The 17731-nt window shown below is 71.0% G+C and carries 12 protein-coding genes; 9 read left to right on the top strand and 3 right to left on the bottom strand.

The genetic code is table 11. The annotated features are described in order from the left end of the window. The first annotated feature begins 143 nt into the window (after positions 1-143). Together ileS and SALPAC3_RS0120245 are read left to right on the top strand one after the other, a co-directional pair. On the top strand, positions 144-3323 hold the full coding sequence (ileS, locus tag SALPAC3_RS0120240) for an isoleucine--tRNA ligase (protein ID WP_018223000.1): 3180 nt from the start codon (positions 144-146) through the stop codon (positions 3321-3323). Between the two features lie 188 nt (positions 3324-3511). Next, positions 3512-4210, top strand: coding sequence for a lysophospholipid acyltransferase family protein (locus SALPAC3_RS0120245; RefSeq protein WP_018223001.1), 699 nt, complete (start codon positions 3512-3514; stop codon positions 4208-4210). A 78-nt stretch (positions 4211-4288) separates the two neighbouring features. Here the strand turns inward: SALPAC3_RS0120245 and SALPAC3_RS28440 are convergent, their stop codons facing one another. Beyond that, positions 4289-5566, bottom strand: a complete 1278-nt coding sequence (locus SALPAC3_RS28440) for a hypothetical protein (RefSeq protein ID WP_050563704.1) — start codon at positions 5564-5566, stop codon at positions 4289-4291. Between the two features lie 102 nt (positions 5567-5668). Here SALPAC3_RS28440 and SALPAC3_RS0120255 point away from each other — a divergent pair, with 102 nt between their 5' ends. From SALPAC3_RS0120255 to obgE, 6 genes are all read left to right on the top strand, one after another. After that, entirely contained in the window at positions 5669-7654 is a 1986-nt protein-coding gene (locus SALPAC3_RS0120255; protein ID WP_018813017.1) for a TIGR03960 family B12-binding radical SAM protein, read from the top strand. A gap of 106 nt (positions 7655-7760) precedes the next feature. Further along, positions 7761-8486, top strand: coding sequence for a TIGR03936 family radical SAM-associated protein (locus SALPAC3_RS0120260; RefSeq protein ID WP_080635209.1), 726 nt, complete (start codon positions 7761-7763; stop codon positions 8484-8486). Between the two features lie 129 nt (positions 8487-8615). Then, positions 8616-11726 carry an Rne/Rng family ribonuclease gene (locus SALPAC3_RS0120265; RefSeq protein ID WP_018223007.1) on the top strand — a complete coding sequence of 1037 codons (3111 nt, stop codon included), beginning with the start codon at positions 8616-8618 and terminating at the stop codon, positions 11724-11726. 241 nt (positions 11727-11967) lie between these two features. Then, positions 11968-12282 carry a 50S ribosomal protein L21 gene (gene rplU, locus SALPAC3_RS0120270; RefSeq protein ID WP_018223008.1) on the top strand — a complete coding sequence of 105 codons (315 nt, stop codon included), beginning with the start codon at positions 11968-11970 and terminating at the stop codon, positions 12280-12282. Positions 12283-12293: 11 nt separating this feature from the next. Further along, positions 12294-12548: a 50S ribosomal protein L27 gene (rpmA, locus tag SALPAC3_RS0120275; RefSeq protein ID WP_020608316.1), complete on the top strand. Its 255-nt coding sequence runs from the start codon at positions 12294-12296 to the stop codon at positions 12546-12548. Between the two features lie 89 nt (positions 12549-12637). Continuing rightward, on the top strand, positions 12638-14083 hold the full coding sequence (gene obgE, locus SALPAC3_RS0120280; protein ID WP_018223010.1) for a GTPase ObgE: 1446 nt from the start codon (positions 12638-12640) through the stop codon (positions 14081-14083). A 121-nt stretch (positions 14084-14204) separates the two neighbouring features. On the opposite strand, the gene SALPAC3_RS0120285 is transcribed toward obgE, so the two are convergent. Both SALPAC3_RS0120285 and SALPAC3_RS0120290 read right to left on the bottom strand, forming a co-directional pair. After that, positions 14205-14675 (bottom strand): DUF4383 domain-containing protein, encoded by a 471-nt coding sequence (locus SALPAC3_RS0120285; protein WP_018223011.1) that lies wholly within the window; start codon positions 14673-14675, stop codon positions 14205-14207. 206 nt (positions 14676-14881) lie between these two features. Then, entirely contained in the window at positions 14882-15100 is a 219-nt protein-coding gene (locus SALPAC3_RS0120290) for a DUF397 domain-containing protein (RefSeq protein WP_018216626.1), read from the bottom strand. Positions 15101-15167: 67 nt separating this feature from the next. On the opposite strand from SALPAC3_RS0120290, the gene pepN reads away from it, so the two are divergent. Next, positions 15168-17681, top strand: a complete 2514-nt coding sequence (gene pepN / locus SALPAC3_RS0120295) for an aminopeptidase N (RefSeq protein ID WP_018223012.1) — start codon at positions 15168-15170, stop codon at positions 17679-17681. The last annotated feature ends 50 nt before the right edge of the window (positions 17682-17731 follow it).

Here is a 17731-nt window from a genome sequence, read left to right on the forward strand (position 1 = left end):
AGCCGGCCAACGAGCGGGCGGTCGATCCTGATCGTCAAGCGGGGTGGTACCGCGGGCCCGGCCCCGGCACGCCGACGGCGTCCGGAACGGGTTCGTCCTCGCAGACCCACGAAGTGTGAGCTGCGAAGGAGCGCGACCCTCCGATGGCCTATCCGTTGCATGACCCGACCGCGACCGGAGTCCCCGCGAGCCCGGACCTGCCCGCGATCGAGCGCCGGGTCCTGGAGCACTGGACGGCCGACAAGACCTTTGAGGCCTCCGTCGAGGCCCGGCCGGCCTCCCGCCGATCCGCAGACGGCGTCGTCGCCGACGGCGCCCCCGCCGACAACGAGTACGTCTTCTACGACGGCCCGCCGTTCGCCAACGGCCTGCCGCACTATGGCCACCTCTTCACCGGCTACGTCAAGGACGTGGTGCCGCGCTACCAGACCATGCGTGGCCGGCGGGTGGAGCGTCGGTTCGGCTGGGACTGCCACGGCCTGCCCGCCGAGGTGGTCGCCGAGAAACAGCTCGGCATCACCAGCAAGGCGGAGATCCTCGACCTGGGAGTGGACCGGTTCAACGAGGCCTGCCGGAGCTCGGTGCTGGAGTTCACCCAGGACTGGGAGCGTTACGTCACCCGGCAGGCCCGGTGGGTGGACTTCGCCAGTGACTACAAGACGCTGGACCTGGACTACATGGAGAGCGTCCTGTGGGCCTTCAAGAGCCTGCACGACAAGGGCCTGGTCTACGAGGGCTTCCGGGTGCTCGCGTACTGCTGGCGGTGCGAGACGCCGCTGTCGAACACCGAGACCCGGATGGATGATGTCTACCGGGACCGGCACGACCCGACGCTCAGCGTGTGGTTGACGCTCACCCCCGACGAGGGCGCGCCGGAGCTGCTGCGCGGCGCCGTCGCGTTGGGGGTCTGGACCACCACGCCGTGGACGCTGCCGTCCAACCTGGCGCTCGCCGTCGGCCCGGACATCGAGTACGCGGTGCTGGAGCGGGACGGGCAGCGCTACGTGGTGGGCGCCGCCCGGCTCGCCGCGTACGCCAAGGAGCTGGAGGGGTACCGGCAGGTCGGCACCGTGTACGGCCGGGACCTGGTCGGACGCCGATACACCCCGCTGTACGACTTCCTGGTCGAGCCGGCGGGGGAGCACGCGTACCAGGTGCTCGGCGCGGATTTCGTGACCACCGAGGACGGCACCGGGATCGTGCACCTGGCGCCGGCGTTCGGCGAGGACGACCAGAACACCTGTAACGCCGCCGGCATACCCACTGTGGTCACGGTGGACGACCGTACCCGGTTTACCGCGCTGGTCCCGCCGTACCAGGGGGAGCAGGTCTTCGACGTCAACAAGCCGGTGATCCGGGAGCTGAAGGAACGGGGCGTGGTGTTCCGGCAGGACACCTACACCCACGCGTACCCACATTGTTGGCGCTGCGACACCCCGCTGGTCTACAAGGCGGTGTCGTCCTGGTTCGTCGCGGTGACCCGGTTCAAGGATCGGATGGTCGAGCTCAACCAGCAGATCAACTGGACTCCGGGGCACATCAAGGATGGCTCGTTCGGCAAGTGGCTGGCCAACGCCCGGGACTGGTCGATCAGCCGGAACCGGTTCTGGGGCTCGCCGATCCCGGTGTGGAGATCCGACGACCCGGCCTATCCGCGGGTGGATGTCTACGGCTCCCTCGCGGAGTTGGAGCGGGACTTCGGCGTCCGCCTGAGCGACCTGCACCGGCCCGCGGTGGATGAGCTGGTCCGCCCCAACCCGGACGACCCGACCGGGAAGTCCGTGATGCGTCGGGTCCCGGAGGTGCTGGACTGCTGGTTCGAGTCCGGTGCGATGCCGTTCGCCCAGGTGCACTACCCGTTCGAGAACGCCGACTGGTTCGAGTCCCACTACCCGGGTGACTTCATCGTCGAGTACATCGGGCAGACCCGCGGCTGGTTCTACACGATGCACGTGCTCGCCACGGCGCTGTTTGACCGGCCCGCGTTCCGTAACTGCCTGAGTCACGGCATCCTGCTCGGGTCGGATGGGCGCAAGATGTCCAAGAGCCTGCGTAACTACCCGGACGTTTATCACATCTTTGATACCTACGGTTCGGACGCGATGCGCTGGATGCTGATGTCCTCCCCGGTGCTGCGCGGTGGTGACATGGCGGTGCACGAGGCCGGCATCCGGGATGCGGTCCGGCAGGTGCTGCTGCCGCTCTGGAACGTCTGGTACTTCTTCTCGCTCTACGCCAACGCCGACGGGCGTGAGGCGCGGCGGAGCACCGCCTCGGCGCACCTGCTCGACCGGTACGTGCTGGCGAAGACGAACGAGTTGGTCTCGACGGTGCAGGCGCAGCTGGACGGGTACGACATCTCCGGTGCCTGCGCCACCGTTCGGTCCTACCTGGACGCGTTGACCAACTGGTACGTACGCCGTTCGCGGGATCGGTTCTGGTCCGGCGACGAGGACGCCTTCGACACCTTGTGGACGGTGTTGGAGACGCTCTGTCGTGTGGTCGCACCGCTGGCGCCGCTGACGGCCGAGGAGATCTGGCGGGGCCTGACCGGTGAGCGTTCGGTGCACCTGACGGACTGGCCGGCGGCGGCGGAGTTCCCCGCCGACCACGACCTGGTCGCCGCGATGGACGCCGTGCGGGGGGTCGCCTCGGCGGCGTTGTCCCTGCGCAAGGCGCGGGGTCTGCGGGTACGGCTGCCGCTGTCGGTGCTGACCGTCGCCACGCCGGCCGCCGCCACGCTGCGGCCCTTCGCCGACCTGGTCGCCGACGAGGTCAACGTGAAGCGGGTCGAGTTCACCGACGAGTTGGGTAGCTACTGCGAGCAGGTGTTGACGGTGGTGCCCCGGGCCCTTGGCCCGCGGGTCGGTAAGGCGGTCCAGCAGGTGATCAGGGCGGTCAAGGCCGGTGAGTGGGAGCTGGTCAACGGCGCACCGGTCGCCGCCGGGGTCACCCTCGCCGAGGGCGAGTACGAGCTGCGGCTGGTCGCCGCCGACGCCGAGCAGTCGGCGCCGCTGCCCGGCGGTGAGGGCGTGGTCGTCCTGGACACCGAGGTCACCCCGGAGCTGGCCGCCGAAGGTCTGGCCCGGGATGTGATCCGGGTGGTGCAGCAGGCCCGCCGGGACGCCGACCTGGATGTCTCGGACCGGATCGTGGTCGCGCTCGCCGCATCCGAGCAGGTGTGGGCGGCGGTCTCCACGTACCGCGAGGTGGTGGCTCGGGAGGTGCTCGCCGACTCGGTGGAGCTCATCCCCGGGCTGTCCGGGTTCACCGGTGAGGTGGGCGACGGTGAGCAGGTCGCGGTAACCGTCCGTCAGGTTTAGGCAGGGTGCGGAAGGGCTCGGGCCGTAGCCGGCGGCCCGGGCGTGCCCCTCCGCACCCCGCCCCGCCAAGTTGATCTTAAAGTTGGTCACTCGGTCAGCGGACCCGCCGCACCTCGCGCGGGGTGTCTGGTGGGGGTCCGCTACGGTGACACCGCCCCTGTGCCCGCATTCGACCAGCCGGAGGACCAGTGCCGCTGCTCTACACCATCGGCAAGCTCACCTTGGCGCCCGCGCTTCGGTTGGGCTTCCGTCCGACCGTGGAAGGGCTGGAGTACGTGCCGGAGACCGGCGGTGCGATCTTCGCTGGCAATCACCTCTCGGTCGCCGACGAGCTCTTCCTCGGCACGACGGTCCCCCGGCACCTGGCCTTCTGGGCCAAGTCCGAGTACTTCAGGGGCGCCGGGCTGAAGGGGCGGTTCTCCAAGTTCGTGCTCACCGGTCTCGGTGCCATCCCGGTCGAACGGGGCGGCGGTCGCGCGGCGCTGTCGGCCTTTGACGCGGCTATCCCCGCGCTCCGCGCCGGTGACCTCGTCGTCGTCTACCCGGAGGGGACCCGCTCCCCGGACGGGCGGCTCTACCGTGGACGCACCGGCGCGGTCCGACTCGCGGTGTCGGCGGGTGTGCCGATCATCCCGGTCGGCATGATCGGCACCGACAAGGTGCAGCCGATCGGTGCTCGGGTGCCTCGCCCCTTCACCGGGCGGATCACCGTCCGGTTCGGCAAGCCGTTGGACTTCACCGGGCGGTCGGACGACCGCAGCTCGCTGCGGGTCATGACCGATGAGGTGATGAGCGAGATTCAGAAGCTCACCGGTCAGGAGTATGTCCCGCGGTACGCGCCGGCACGTGGCCGTCCGCCGGTGGACGGGGAATCGGGCCCGGCCTGAACCGATGCTGGGGGAGCGGGGGCCCCGGCTAATTGACCCAGCCGGGCGACCGAGTCGCGGGAACGGACGCCGGAGGGGTCAGTCCGGCTGGACGACGATCTGCTTCCGTAGGGCGCCGAGCAGGGTGGCGCTGTCTGCCACCGAGAGCCGGGTGAAGACGGCGGTGGCGATGCTGCTGTGGTCAACGGAGGTGCAGACCACGACGTCGGTACCGTCCTCGTGACCAAGAGCGCAGCGTCCGTGCCGGCTGCGGACCCCGGTCCCGATGACCTGTGCCGGGCCGAGCGCGTACTGGCCGGTGAGCCGCTCTATCTCGGCTTCCGCTGCCGACTTCGGCGCGAGCCAGAGGCCGGTGCCGCCGAAGACCGTCACCTTCTTGCCGGCGCCGGTGCGGTATATGCCGGCGAAGGTATCGCTGGCCGTCCAGTGTGCCTCGTCGATCTGCCGCGCCAACTCCGCCGTGGTCTGTCTGCTGTGGTGGTCCTCGCGTAGGTGCAGGTCCCCGAACTCGGTCGGGAGGGCGGCGTGCGCCGGGAACTGGTTGAGCACCGGTGTCGCCCAGTAGGCTGGGCCGCCGCAGCAGCACGCGATGACGAACAGCAGCGCCCACGGCCACTTCCGGCGGTTGCGGCTCGGTGCCGAGCCGGTTGGCTTCGACGTCGGCCGACCGGGTGCCAGTGGACTGGCGAAGCCGGCGGGCGGTGGGGTCGGGTGACTGTGGTGAGCTGGGGCGGGAGCATCGGTGGGAGCCGGTGCGGCCGAGGGGACGGCCGCGTACCCGGCCGGCGGCGACGCGGCAGCCGCCGGGCCGGCGGAGGGTGGCTGTCGCGGGGCTGACGAAGGGAACGGGGCGGACGGGGCCGGTGGGGCCGGCGAAGGGAACGGGGCCGACGGGGCGGACGGGGCCGGTGGGGCCGGCGAAGGGAACGGGGCCGACGGGGCGGACGGGGCCGGTGGGGCCGGCGAAGGGAACGGGGCCGACGGGGCGGACGGGGCCGGTGGGGCCGGCGAAGGGAACGGGGCCGACGGGGCGGACGGGGCCGGTGGGGCCGGCGAAGGGAACGGGGCCGACGGGGCGGACGGGGCCGGTGGGGTCGACGGCAGCTCGATGGAGAGCAGGTCCCACCCGGTGGTGTCGGTGCCGGCCCACGGATCAACCGGGGTCTGGTCCTCCGGTGCCTCCGGGCGCCCTTCCGCCGCGGCGGGCTCGCTCGACTCCGCCCGGGACCGGCGGCGTGGCAGCGGCGCGGCAGCGGACCCGCTCCCGGCGGGAGCCGGTGGTTGGGTGCTCCCGTCGGCGGGGAACCTCTGGGTACGGGTCGGGCCGTCCGGTTCGGCGTTGGTCGGCTCCGGCATCGTGTCAATCTCCTCTCGGCGACCCGAGGCTAGTACCGACCTACCCGCGTCCGTGAGCCGCCGCCGTTGGGCTCGTCGTCGTTGCGCGTACCCTTGGGCATCATGAGTGCCCCGTCCACCACGCCGCGCAGCGCCGTGGCCAACTCCGTGTGGCCCCGGCTGGAGCCGTTGCTGCCCCAGGTCGCCAAGCCCATCCAGTACGTCGGCGGTGAGTTGGGGGCGGTGGCCAAGGACTGGGACACGGCCGCCGTGCGCTGGGCCCTGATGTACCCCGACGCGTACGAGGTCGGCCTGCCCAACCAGGGTGTGCAGATCCTGTACGAGGTACTCAACGAGCAGCCCGACGTGCTCGCGGAGCGGACGTACGCGGTCTGGCCGGACCTGGAGCGACTGATGCGCGCCCACCAGGTGCCGCAGTTCACCATTGACGCGCACCGTCCGGTGCGGGACTTCGATGTCTTCGGCGTCTCCTTCGCCACCGAGCTGGGCTACACGAACCTGCTCACCGCGATTGACCTGGCGGGAATTCCGCTCCTGGCCGCCGACCGCGGCGACGCCGACCCGGTGGTCGTCGCCGGTGGGCACGCTGCGTTCAACCCGGAACCGATCGCCGCCTTTGTTGACGCCGCGGTGCTCGGTGACGGCGAGGAGGCGGTCCTGGAGATCACCACGATCGTTCGGGAGTGGAAGGCCGAGGGCTCTCCCGGCGGCCGGGACGAGCTGCTGCTGCGGCTGGCCCGCACCGAGAGCGTCTACGTGCCGCGCTTCTACGACGTGGACTACCTGCCTGACGGTCGAATTCAGCGGGTCGTGCCGAACCGCCCGGACGTGCCGTTTCGGGTGCACAAGCGCACGACGATGGACCTGGACGCGTGGCCGTACCCGAAGAAGCCGCTCGTGCCGCTGGCGGAGACGGTCCACGAGCGGTACGCGGTGGAGATCTTCCGGGGCTGCACCCGGGGCTGCCGGTTCTGCCAGGCCGGCATGATCACCCGCCCGGTGCGGGAACGCTCGATCACCACGGTGGGGCAGATGGTGCGGGAGGGGCTGGAGTTCTCCGGCTTCCACGAGGTGGGCTTGCTCTCGCTCTCCTCGGCCGACCACTCGGAGATCGGCGACATGTGCTCCGGCCTGGCCCAGCAGTACGAGGGCACCAACGTGTCGCTCTCGCTGCCCTCCACCCGGGTGGACGCGTTCAACATCGACCTGGCGCAGGAGTTGGCCCGCAACGGCCGGCGGACCGGGCTGACCTTCGCCCCGGAGGGCGGGTCGGAACGGATCCGCAAGGTGATCAACAAGATGGTGTCGAAGGAAGACCTCATCCGGACCGTGGTCACCGCCTACACCAACGGCTGGCGGCAGGTGAAGCTCTACTTCATGTGCGGCCTGCCGACCGAGACCGACGAGGACGTCCTTGAGATCGCGGCGATGGCGCACGAGGTGATCCGGGCCGGCCGTGCGGCGACCGGCAGCCGGGACATCCGCTGCACAGTCTCCATCGGCGGGTTCGTGCCGAAGCCGCACACCCCGTTCCAGTGGGCCGCGATGGCCCGGCCGGAGGTCATCGACAATCGGCTGCGGCTGCTCAAACAGGCCGTCAACGCGGATCGCTCGCTGGGCCGGGCGATCGGCTTCCGCTACCACGACGGCGAGCCGTCGCTGATTGAGGGCCTCCTCTCCCGCGGTGACCGCCGGGTCGGCGCGGTGATCCGCCGGGTCTGGGAGAACGGCGGCCGGTTCGACGGCTGGAGCGAGCACTTCTCGTACCAGCGTTGGGTGGAGGCCGCCGCGGAGGTGCTGCCCGACTTCGGCGTCGACCTCGACTGGTACACCACCCGGGAGCGCGACGAGCTGGAGGTCCTACCCTGGGATCACCTGGACTCGGGCCTGGACAAGGACTGGCTCTGGCAGGACTGGCAGGACGCCCTGGGCGAGTACGAGCAGGACGACTGTCGGTGGACGCCGTGCTTCGACTGCGGTGTCTGCCCGGCCATGGACACCGAGATCCAGATCGGCCCGACGGGTAGGAAACTGCTCCCGTTGACCCCGGTCAACGGGCTGCGGGTCCCCAGCGACGCCCAGCAGTAGCAGTAGGTCCCGGGTACCGGCGACCGTCGTCGGCCTGAAACCGAGGAGCGCAACGATCAGTAGGAAACGACAGCCGGAGGGCGGACAGGCGCCGGTCGTCCAGCGGATTCGCCTCCGGTACGCCAAGCGGGGGCCACTGCGGTTCACCTCGCACCGAGACTTCGCGCGCGCCTTCGAGCGGGCGCTGCGTCGGGCCGGCGTACCGATGGCGTACTCCCAGGGCTTCACCCCGCACCCGAAGATCTCCTATGCCAGCGCCGCGCCGACCGGTGTGGCGAGCGAGGCCGAGTACCTGGAGATCGGGTTGCGGGAGTCGGTCGACCCGGCGGCGTTGCGGGCGGCGCTTGACGCGGCCCTCTCGCCCGGACTCGACGTGCTGGATGCGGTGGTGGCGACCGACGGCAGCCTGGTCGACCGGATCGAGGCGGCGCACTGGCGGATCGAGTTGCCGGAGGTGGACCCGGATGTGCTGCGCGCGGCGGTGGCCGCCTTCACCGCTGCGGACGAGGTCTTCGTCGAGCGGATGACCAAGCAGGGCCGGCGGACTTTTGACGCCCGGGCAGCTGTCATCGATATCAATGTGATCATGTCGGATGAGACACCTTCCGAGGCCGTGGCAGTACCGTGTGCGATACTCGAGCTGGTCGTGCGGCAGGTCACTCCCGCCGTTCGACCTGATGACGTCCTTTCCGGCCTCCGCGTGGTGGCCGACCTGGAGCCGCCGGTGTCGCCGCGGGTGACCCGGCTGGCTCAGGGCACGCTGACCGCGCAGGGTGCGATCGCGGATCCGTTGGACGCGGGCCGCGACGGGGCAGTTATCGGTGGACGCTGACCGACGGTCAGTGTCTGGCTAGGCAGACTTCGCCGGTCGCGCCGATCGCGACTGGCGGAAACACCTTTTGCGGCGACCCTGCGTGGCAGCGCTCACCCGCGCCCGGGGTAGCCAGAACTGGAGACGTCCATGCTCGAGAACGAGCCCGAGGGCGGCGAACGCACCGGCTTCCACCCGGATGGCGAGACCGCCGAACACCGTGTTGGCGACGGTGCCGCCGCCGCGAACACCACGTCGGAGAAGGGCGACCGGGCTGCCCGGGAACCCGCCGGGGACACACCGTCGTCGGTCGGCCCAACGACGAGCGAGGCGGTGGGTGCCGGCGCGGCCGAGCCGGCGGCCCGGGTCCGCAAGCGGGTCAGCCGGAAACGGGTGACCCCGGTCAACCGGCCGGAACAGAGCGATGCGCCGATCGAGGCGGGTAGCGGCGCCGTACCGGGGGCGGGCGAGGCACCCCAGGCCGAGGTGCTTGCCCCGATCGCGGGTGAGGGTGAGTCACCGACGAAGGCGACGCGTCGTCGTCGGAAGGCGACGACGGCCAAGGCGCCGGCGGAGCCGGTGCCAGCCCCCGGCGCGCAGGAGGAGGCGGCGGCGGAAACCGCGCCGCCGGTGAAGGCGACGCGGACCCGCCGCAAGAAGACCGTCCCCGCGCCGGTCGAGCCGACCGCCACCCCGGCTGAGGCCGCTGCTCCGGTTGACCCGATTGCTCCCGCTGCGCCGAATACTCCCGTCGAGCCGACCGGTGCTCCGGTTGAGCCAACCGCGCCCGAACCGGTTGCCGCGCCTGAGGAGGAGCCGGCTGAGTCGGCTCCACCCGGCGGTGCGGCGGTGGGGGAGGTGCCGCCCGGGGTGGCGGTAGCCGACCCGGTCGAGCCGGAGCGCCCGGCTCGTGGTCGACGTGCCCGGCTCTCCGCCCCAACAGTGCTGTTCATGGCTCCGTTGCCCGAGGAGTCGGTGCCGGCCCGGGCCGCCGAGACACCGGCCGCCGCCGAGCCGGCCGCGGAGGAGCCGGTCGAGACGTCGCGGCGCCGCCGGCGGGGCCGCCGCAACGGCGAGTCGACCGCGGAGGCCGAGGCCGTCGAGCCTGGGGCGGACCGGAAGACCGAGGAGGCCGGGGAGGTCGAGGAGGTCGAGGAGGCCGGGGAGGTCCCCGAGGGCGAGGACGAGGACGACATCCTCGGTGGCCGGCGCCGCCGTCGGCGGGGTCGTCGCGGGCGTGGCCGGGGCAAGGGGGGCGCCGACGAGGTTGAGGAGCAGGAGGCCGAGGAGGAGGCCGTTGCCCAGGCCGAGGCGGTGGAGCCGGAGGCCGAGGAGGACGACGAGGCCGAGGCCGACGCCGGAGGAGGCGACGGGCTGACCCGGCGCCGCCGCCGTCGGCGCCGGCGTGGTGCCGGAGACGTGGAGGCCGCCGCAGAGGACGGGGTACCCACGGTCGTCAAGATCCGGGAGCCGCGTCGCACCGTTGACGAGGTGCAGGGCGTCTCCGGCTCGACCAGGCTGGAGGCCAAGCGCCAGCGCCGCCGGGACGGCCGCGAGCAGCGCCGGACCCGGCCGCCGATCCTCAGCGAGGCTGAGTTCCTGGCCCGCCGGGAGGCGGTGGACCGGGTGATGGCGGTCCGGCAGCGGGGCGACCGGACGCAGATCGCCGTACTGGAGGACGGGGTGCTGGTCGAGCACTACGTCACCCGTAACTCAGCGGTCACCATGGCCGGCAATGTCTATCTGGGCAAGGTGCAGAACGTTCTGCCCAGCATGGAGGCGGCGTTCGTCGACATCGGGCGCGGCCGCAACGCCGTGCTGTACGCGGGTGAGGTCAACTGGGACGCCACCGGGCTGGAAGGGCGAGCCCGCTCGATCGAGCAGGCCCTCAAGTCCGGTGATTCGGTCCTGGTGCAGGTCACCAAGGATCCGATCGGACACAAGGGCGCGCGGCTGACCAGCCATGTGGCGCTCTCCGGCCGGCACCTCGTCTACGTGCCGGGCGGCAACGCCTCCGGGATCAGCCGCAAGCTGCCGGACAACGAGCGCAAGCGCCTGCGGGACGCGCTGAAGAAGCTGGTTCCGGAGGGAGCGGGCGTGATCGTCCGTACCGCCGCCGAGGGGGCCACCGAGGACGAGCTGGCGCGGGATGTCAAGCGGTTGCAGGCGCAGTGGGAGGACATCCAGGCGAAGGCGGGCCGAGGCGGTGCGCCGGTGCTGCTCTACGAGGAGCCAGATCTGGTCATCCGGGTTGTCCGGGACCTCTTCAACGAGGACTTCCGCGAGCTGGTGATTGAGGGTGAGAGCGCGTACGACCTGGTTGAGTCGTACCTGTCGCACGTCTCGCCGGACCTGGTCGCCCGGCTGCGCCGGCACGTGGGCACCGTGGACGTCTTCACCGAGTACCGGATCGACGAGCAGATCCTGAAGGGCCTGGACCGCAAGGTCTTCCTCCCCTCCGGGGGGCACCTGGTGATCGACCGTACTGAGGCGATGACCGTGGTGGACGTGAACACCGGCAAGTACACCGGTGCCGGCGGGAACCTGGAGGAGACGGTTACCCGGAACAACCTGGAAGCCGCCGAGGAGATCGTCCGGCAGCTGCGGCTGCGGGACATCGGCGGCATCGTGGTCATCGACTTCATCGACATGGTCCTGGAGTCGAACCGGGAGTTGGTGCTGCGTCGGTTGACCGAGTGCCTGGGGCGGGACCGCACCAAGCATCAGGTGACGGAGATCACCTCGCTTGGTCTGGTGCAGATGACCCGGAAGCGGATCGGTGCCGGTCTGCTGGAGGCGTTCAGCGAGACCTGTGAGTGCTGCAAGGGTCGTGGGTTGATCCTGCACACCGAGCCGGTGCCGGAGAAGCCACGTACGGGCGGCAGCGGAGAGAAGGTCAAGGCGGTGGCACCGGCCGAGTCGGGCGGGTCGTCCCGCCGGCGGGCGCGGAAGGGGACCTCCGCCGCCGAGCAGACCGGGTCCGAGAGCGAGGAGTCGCGGGGCGCTGGTACCACCACCCCGGAGGCCACCTCCACGACGTCCGGGGCTGACTACTACGACACGATGGGCTATGACCTGTCCCGCTATGAGGTGGAGACACCGGCTGCCCCGAGCGCGGTGGCGAGCCAGAGCGGCGACATGGCGCGGCTCGCGGCGCCCGACGACCCGGACGCGGTGGGCGGCGAGGACGGCGAGGAGCTCGAAACCGCGGGCCGGCGGCGCTCCCGCCGGAGCGGTGCGCGACGCCGTACCCGCCCCTGACGGCGGTGCCACGCCGACCGGAACCCGCCCCGCGGGTCCGGTCGGCGGATCCTCCTGCCGGGTAGGGTTGGGCGTTTTGGCCGGCCGGTTTGGGGGAGCTCCGGACCATGGCGTACGCTTGCCGGCGGCGCACTTTGGTGTGCCGACCTCCCGCGTGCCCGCGCCGCCGTGCCTTGTGTCATCCGGCGAGCCGCCGTGGGAACGACCGCCAGCAGCCTCAACGACAGGGAGTCCGCCTCCGATGTACGCGATCGTCAAGACCGGCGGCAAGCAGTACAAGGTCGCCGAGGGCGACGTGATCGAGGTCGAGAAGCTCGCCGGTGCCCCCGGTGACGCGGTGCAGCTTGCCGCGGTGCTCCTCGTCGACGGTGACGACCTGGTGACCGACGCGGCGAAGCTTGCCAAGGTCGAGGTGTCCGGTGAGATCGCCGCGCACACCAAGGGCCCGAAGATCCGGATCCACAAGTTCAAGAACAAGACCGGCTACCACAAGCGCCAGGGTCACCGTCAGCCGTTGACCCAGGTGAAGGTGACCGGCATCTCCAGCGGGAAGTAGGTCGTCCTCCAATGGCTCACAAAAAGGGTGCGTCCAGCTCGCGTAACGGTCGTGAGTCTGCGGCCCAGCGGCTCGGCGTGAAGCGCTTCGGTGGTCAGCTCGTCAGCGCGGGCGAGATCATCATCCGCCAGCGTGGCACCAAGTTCCACCCGGGTGACCTGGTCGGTCGGGGCGGGGACGACACGCTCTTCGCGCTGGCCGCCGGTTCGGTCCAGTTCGGTACCAAGCGCGGTCGCAAGACTGTCAGCATCGTTCCGCAGCAGTAGCTCCGGCGAAGCGGGCCGCGGACCTGGTGTCCCGGCCCGCTTCGGCTTTTCTTGTGCTCAGTTCAACCCCCGCTGGAAGGATTGGTGGCGTGACGACGTTCGTTGACCGGGTCGTCCTACACCTGCAGGCCGGCGACGGCGGGCACGGCTGTGTCTCGGTCCACCGGGAGAAGTTCAAGCCGTTCGGTGGTCCGGACGGGGGTAACGGCGGGCACGGCGGCAGCGTCTCACTGGTGGTTGATCCGCAGGTGCACACGCTGCTCGACTTCCACTTCCGCCCGCACGTCAAGGCCGCCAACGGCCGGGGCGGGGCCGGCTCGAACCGGGACGGCGCGAACGGCGCCGACCTGGTCCTCAAGGTTCCCAACGGCACTGTCGTGCAGAACGCCGACGGTACGGTTCTCGCCGATCTGGTAGGTGCCGGGACGACCTTCGAGGCGGCCCGCGGTGGCCGTGGTGGCCGGGGTAACGCCTCGCTGGCCAACGCCCGCCGCAAGGCGCCGGGCTTCGCCGAGCTGGGCGAGCCCGGCGACCAGATGGACGTGGTGCTGGAGCTGAAGAGCGTCGCCGACGTCGGTCTGGTCGGCTATCCGTCCGCGGGTAAGTCATCGCTGATCTCGGTGATGTCCGCCGCGAAGCCGAAGATCGCTGACTACCCGTTCACCACCCTGGTACCGAACCTCGGCGTGGTCCGGGCGGACAACCACACCTTCACCGTCGCGGACGTACCCGGCCTGATTCCGGGCGCGGCCACCGGCAAGGGGCTCGGCCTGGAGTTTCTCCGGCACATCGAGCGCTGTGCGGTGCTGGTGCACGTCGTCGACACCGCGGCCCTGGAGACGGAGCGCGACCCGGTGGCCGACATCGACGCCCTCGAGGCGGAGCTGGCCGCGTACGGCGGTCTGGTTGATCGGCCGCGCCTGGTCGCGCTCAACAAGGTCGACGTGCCGGACGGGCGGGACCTGGCCGAGATGGTCCGGCCGGAGCTGGAGGCCCGTGGCTTCCGGGTCTTCGAGGTTTCGGCGGCCACCCGGGCCGGGCTCAAGGAACTGAGGTACGCCATGGGCGAACTGGTGACGGCGGCGCGTGCGTCCGCACCGCCGGCGGAGCCCGCCCGGATCGTGATCCGGCCCAAGGCGGTCGACGACGTGGGCTTCACCGTGGAGGCTGTGCCGGGCGGTGCCTGGGTGGTGCGGGGTACCCGTCCGGAGCGGTGGGTCCGGCAGACAAACTTCGACAATGAGGAGGCGGTCGGCTACCTGGCTGACCGACTGGCCCGGCTCGGCGTCGAGGAGAAGCTCGGCAAGGCCGGTGCGCAGGCGGGCGACCTGGTCCGAATCGGCGAACGCGAGTTCGACTGGCAGCCGACGCTGTACACCGAGTTCGTCCCCGGGATACGCGGTGGTGACCAGCGGCTGGGGGGGAAGTCGGAGCGGCCGTCGGCCGCCGAGCGGCTGGCGGCCCGCAAGGCCCGGCGGCAGCGCCCAGCCGATGAGGTCGACTCCGGCGAGCCGGTCGGCGACGACGCGGAGTGACCGACCACGCCGGCTGATCGCCCGGGCAACCACCCGGCGAGGGCCACGTTTCGTGGCGGGCGACTGCCCCGGGCGAGGGCCAGGTTGGTCTGGCGGGCGGGCAGTCGGGCCGATGGGTGGGTCAGGGCCGGTCCAGGGGAGTGTCGAGTCGACCCCCGGTGCCTTTCTGGTTGGACAGAAGCAGGCCGAGCACGAGCATCGCGAAGCCGAGCCCGAGGTGTAGAAAATTGTCGGCGTCGTTCACCGGGATCACGTTCGCTGCGCTGGATCGGTCGATCACGAGCCCATAGATCCACAGGGCGAGGGTGAGCGCACCACCCACGGTGAGGAAGACCCGTGCCCCGCCTACCCGGCGGGCCAGCAGCAGGCCGGCGAGGCCGGAGCCCAGGAGCAGGATGTTGTGCAGGAAAGAGACCTGGAACAGGCCGAACAGCTTCGCTTCGGAGTCTGGCCCGGCGAACCGCAACTCGGCATAGTCGGTGGTGATCCCGGGCACGAACCCGAGCACTCCCAGTAGGAGGAGGAGTCCCGCCACGGCGAGGGCCGCGACCTGGAGCCCGGTTCGCGACCGCGCTCGTGCGTGCTCTGCCATGCCTGCACCTCCGTCGATCCGCGGCCTTGGCGCCGTGGCGCGGGCTCGCCCCCGACCCGACAGTCCATCATTGTCCGGTCCCACCAGCGGACTCCGCAGCCAAACGGTGGATCACACCGGTGGCCGGCCGGAGCCGAGGCGGGCGAAGGGCCGGACGCACCGCCCCGACCCGGACCGCCGATCCGGGCCGAGGCGGTCCAGCCGAATCAGTCCAGGTCGAACTCGCCGTCCTGGGCGCCGGCGACGAAGGCGTCCCACTCGGCCTGGGTGAACACGAGTACCGGCCCGTCCGGCTCGGCGGAGTTCCGCATGCCGATCAGGTCGTCGACGAACGCGACCTCGACGGCGGCCTCGGAAGTGTCGCCCTCGGCTCGCTGCCAGACGGCCCGCGAGACATCGAAGTCGCCTTTGGGGTGCGTCGTCATGGTGCATTCCTCCAGTGCCGTGGGTTGGGGGGGCAATTCGTATTGTTCCATCGGGCAGGATAAGCGGATGCCGAGCCTTACCCGCGTAGAGGCGACCGCGCGCGCCGCTGTGATTTCTGTCGAGTCCTATCAGGTGGACCTCGACGTGACCGGCGACGAAGGGTTTCGTTCGCAGGTCACCATCCGGTTTCGGGCGACTCCCGGTTCGCGGACGTTCGTCGAATGTCAACCGCAGACGCTGCGCTCGGTCCGAATCAACGACACCGACCTTGACCCCGCCCTGCTGGTCGACAACCGGCTGCCGCTGACCGGCCTCGCCGAGCGGAACACGCTGACGGTCGAGGCGGAGATGGGGTACACCAATACCGGTGAGGGGATGCACCGCTTTGTCGACCCGGCCGACGGGGAGACCTACCTGTATGCCATGTCCTTCCTCGACCAGGCGCAGCGCATCTTCGCCGCCTTCGACCAACCCGACCTCAAGGCCCCGGTCACCCTCGCGGTGACCGCGCCCGAGCACTGGACCGTCGCCGCGAACGGCGTACTGGCTGCCTCGCCGCGTCCAGGCCGGTGGGAGTTCGCCCCGACCGAACCGCTGGCCACGTACCTGGTCTCGTTGATCGCCGGGCCCTGGTACGTCCACCGGGACGAGCATGACGGCATTCCGCTCGGCGTCTGGTGTCGCCGGTCGCTCGGGACGTACCTGGATTCGGAGATCGGCGAGATTCTCACGATCACGAAGCAGTGCCTGGACCGGTATCACCAGCTCTTCGCGCAGCGGTACCCGTTCGGCAAGTACGACCAGGCGTTCGTACCGGAGTTCAACGCGGGGGCGATGGAGAATCCGGGGCTGGTGACCATCCGGGATGACTACGTCTTCCGGTCCGCGGTCACCGAGAGCGAGCGCGAGTGGCGGGCCAGCACCATCGCGCACGAGATGGCGCACATGTGGTTCGGGGACCTGGTCACCATGCGGTGGTGGGACGACCTGTGGCTGAACGAGTCGTTCGCCGAGTACCTGGCCACCCGGGTGATCGTGGAGGCCACCCGCTTCGATCGCGGCTGGACGACCTTCGCGATGCGGCGCAAGATCTGGGGGTACGCGGCCGACCAGCGCCCGTCCACCCACCCGGTCGCCCCGGCGGAGGTGACCGATGCCGCCCAGGGACTGCTCAACTTCGACGGCATCTCGTACGCGAAGGGCGCCGCGGTGCTGCGCCAGCTCGTGGCCTGGCTTGGCGACGACGACTTCCTGGCCGGGCTCAACGCGTACTTCACCGAGCACCGGTTCGGCAACGCCACCCTGGCGGACCTGCTGGCCAGCCTGACCGAGGTCAGTGGGCGTGACCTGACCGGCTGGGCCCGGTGCTGGCTGCGGACCGCGCAGGTCAACACGCTGCGGGCGGAGGTCTCGCTCGGAGCCGATGGTCGCTACACCGAGGTGGCCCTGGTGCAGAGCGGGCCGGAGTCCCACCCGGCGCTGCGCCCGCACCGGGTCGGCGTCGCCCGGTACGCCGCTGACGGCACCGTGCAGCACCGTCTGGCGGATCTTGAACCTTCCGTCGACGGCGGTCGCACGGTGCTCACGGACCTGGCCGGGCAGGTGGCCGCCCAGCTGCTGCTGCCGAACGCCGGCGACCTGACCTACGCCAAGATCCGACTGGATCCGGCCTCGGCGGACGCGGTACCGCTGTTGTTGCCCCGCCTGACCGACTCGCTCGCGCGGGCGCTGCTCTGGGGAGCTGAGCTGGATGCCGTCACTGACGGGGAGCGGCCGGTCACGGAGCTGGTGCGGCTGATCACCACCGCGCTGCCGGCCGAGACCGAGGTGGTGATCGTCGAGGATGTGGTGGCGATCAGTCGATCGCTGATCAACCGCTACCTCGCCCCCCGCGCCCGCGAGGCGGCCCTGGCCCAGGTCGCCGTCGCCGCCGGGCAGCTACTCGCCACCGCGCCGCCCGGTGGTTCGCTGCAGCTGGCCGCGGCTCGGGGGTGGATCGCCGCGACCGACGACGTCGACCGGCTGGCCGGTTGGCTTGCCGGCCAGGTCAGGCCGCCGGGGCTCGCGATCGACGCGGAGCTGCGGTGGTCGGTGCTGGGGCGGCTGGTGGCGCTGGGTGGGGCCGGTGCGGCGGAGATCGCCGCCGAGGCGGCAGCCGACCCGAGCGCCACCGGGGCCGAGCGGGCCGCCCGTTGTCGCGCGGCCCTGCCCGACCCGGCGGCCAAGCAGGCTGCCTGGGAGATCATCGTGGCGGACACGGAATGCTCCAACCGCCTGGTCGCGGCTACCGCGAAGGGCTTCTGGCAGCCGGAGCAGGCGACGCTGACCGCCCCATACGTGGGGCGGTACCTTGCCGACATGCCGGCTGCCTCGCGGTTGCGTACCCCGTGGGCGGCGGAGCGGATCGCGGAGCGGGCGTTTCCGCGCTATGCGGTCGCGCAGAGCACCCGGGAGGGCGTCGCGGCGCTGCTCACCCGGGAGGATCTCACCCGGGGCCTTCGTCGGACGTTGATCGACGCGGACGACGACATGCGCCGGGCGCTGATCGCCCGGACCGCCGTCGCGGCGGTGGACGCCTGAGAAGAGCGGTCCGGCCGTGTGGGCGCAGTCCTGACCGACGGAAAGCACCC

It is taken from the genome of Salinispora pacifica DSM 45544, assembly GCF_000378845.1.
Classification (GTDB): Bacteria; Actinomycetota; Actinomycetes; order Mycobacteriales; family Micromonosporaceae; genus Micromonospora; species Micromonospora pacifica.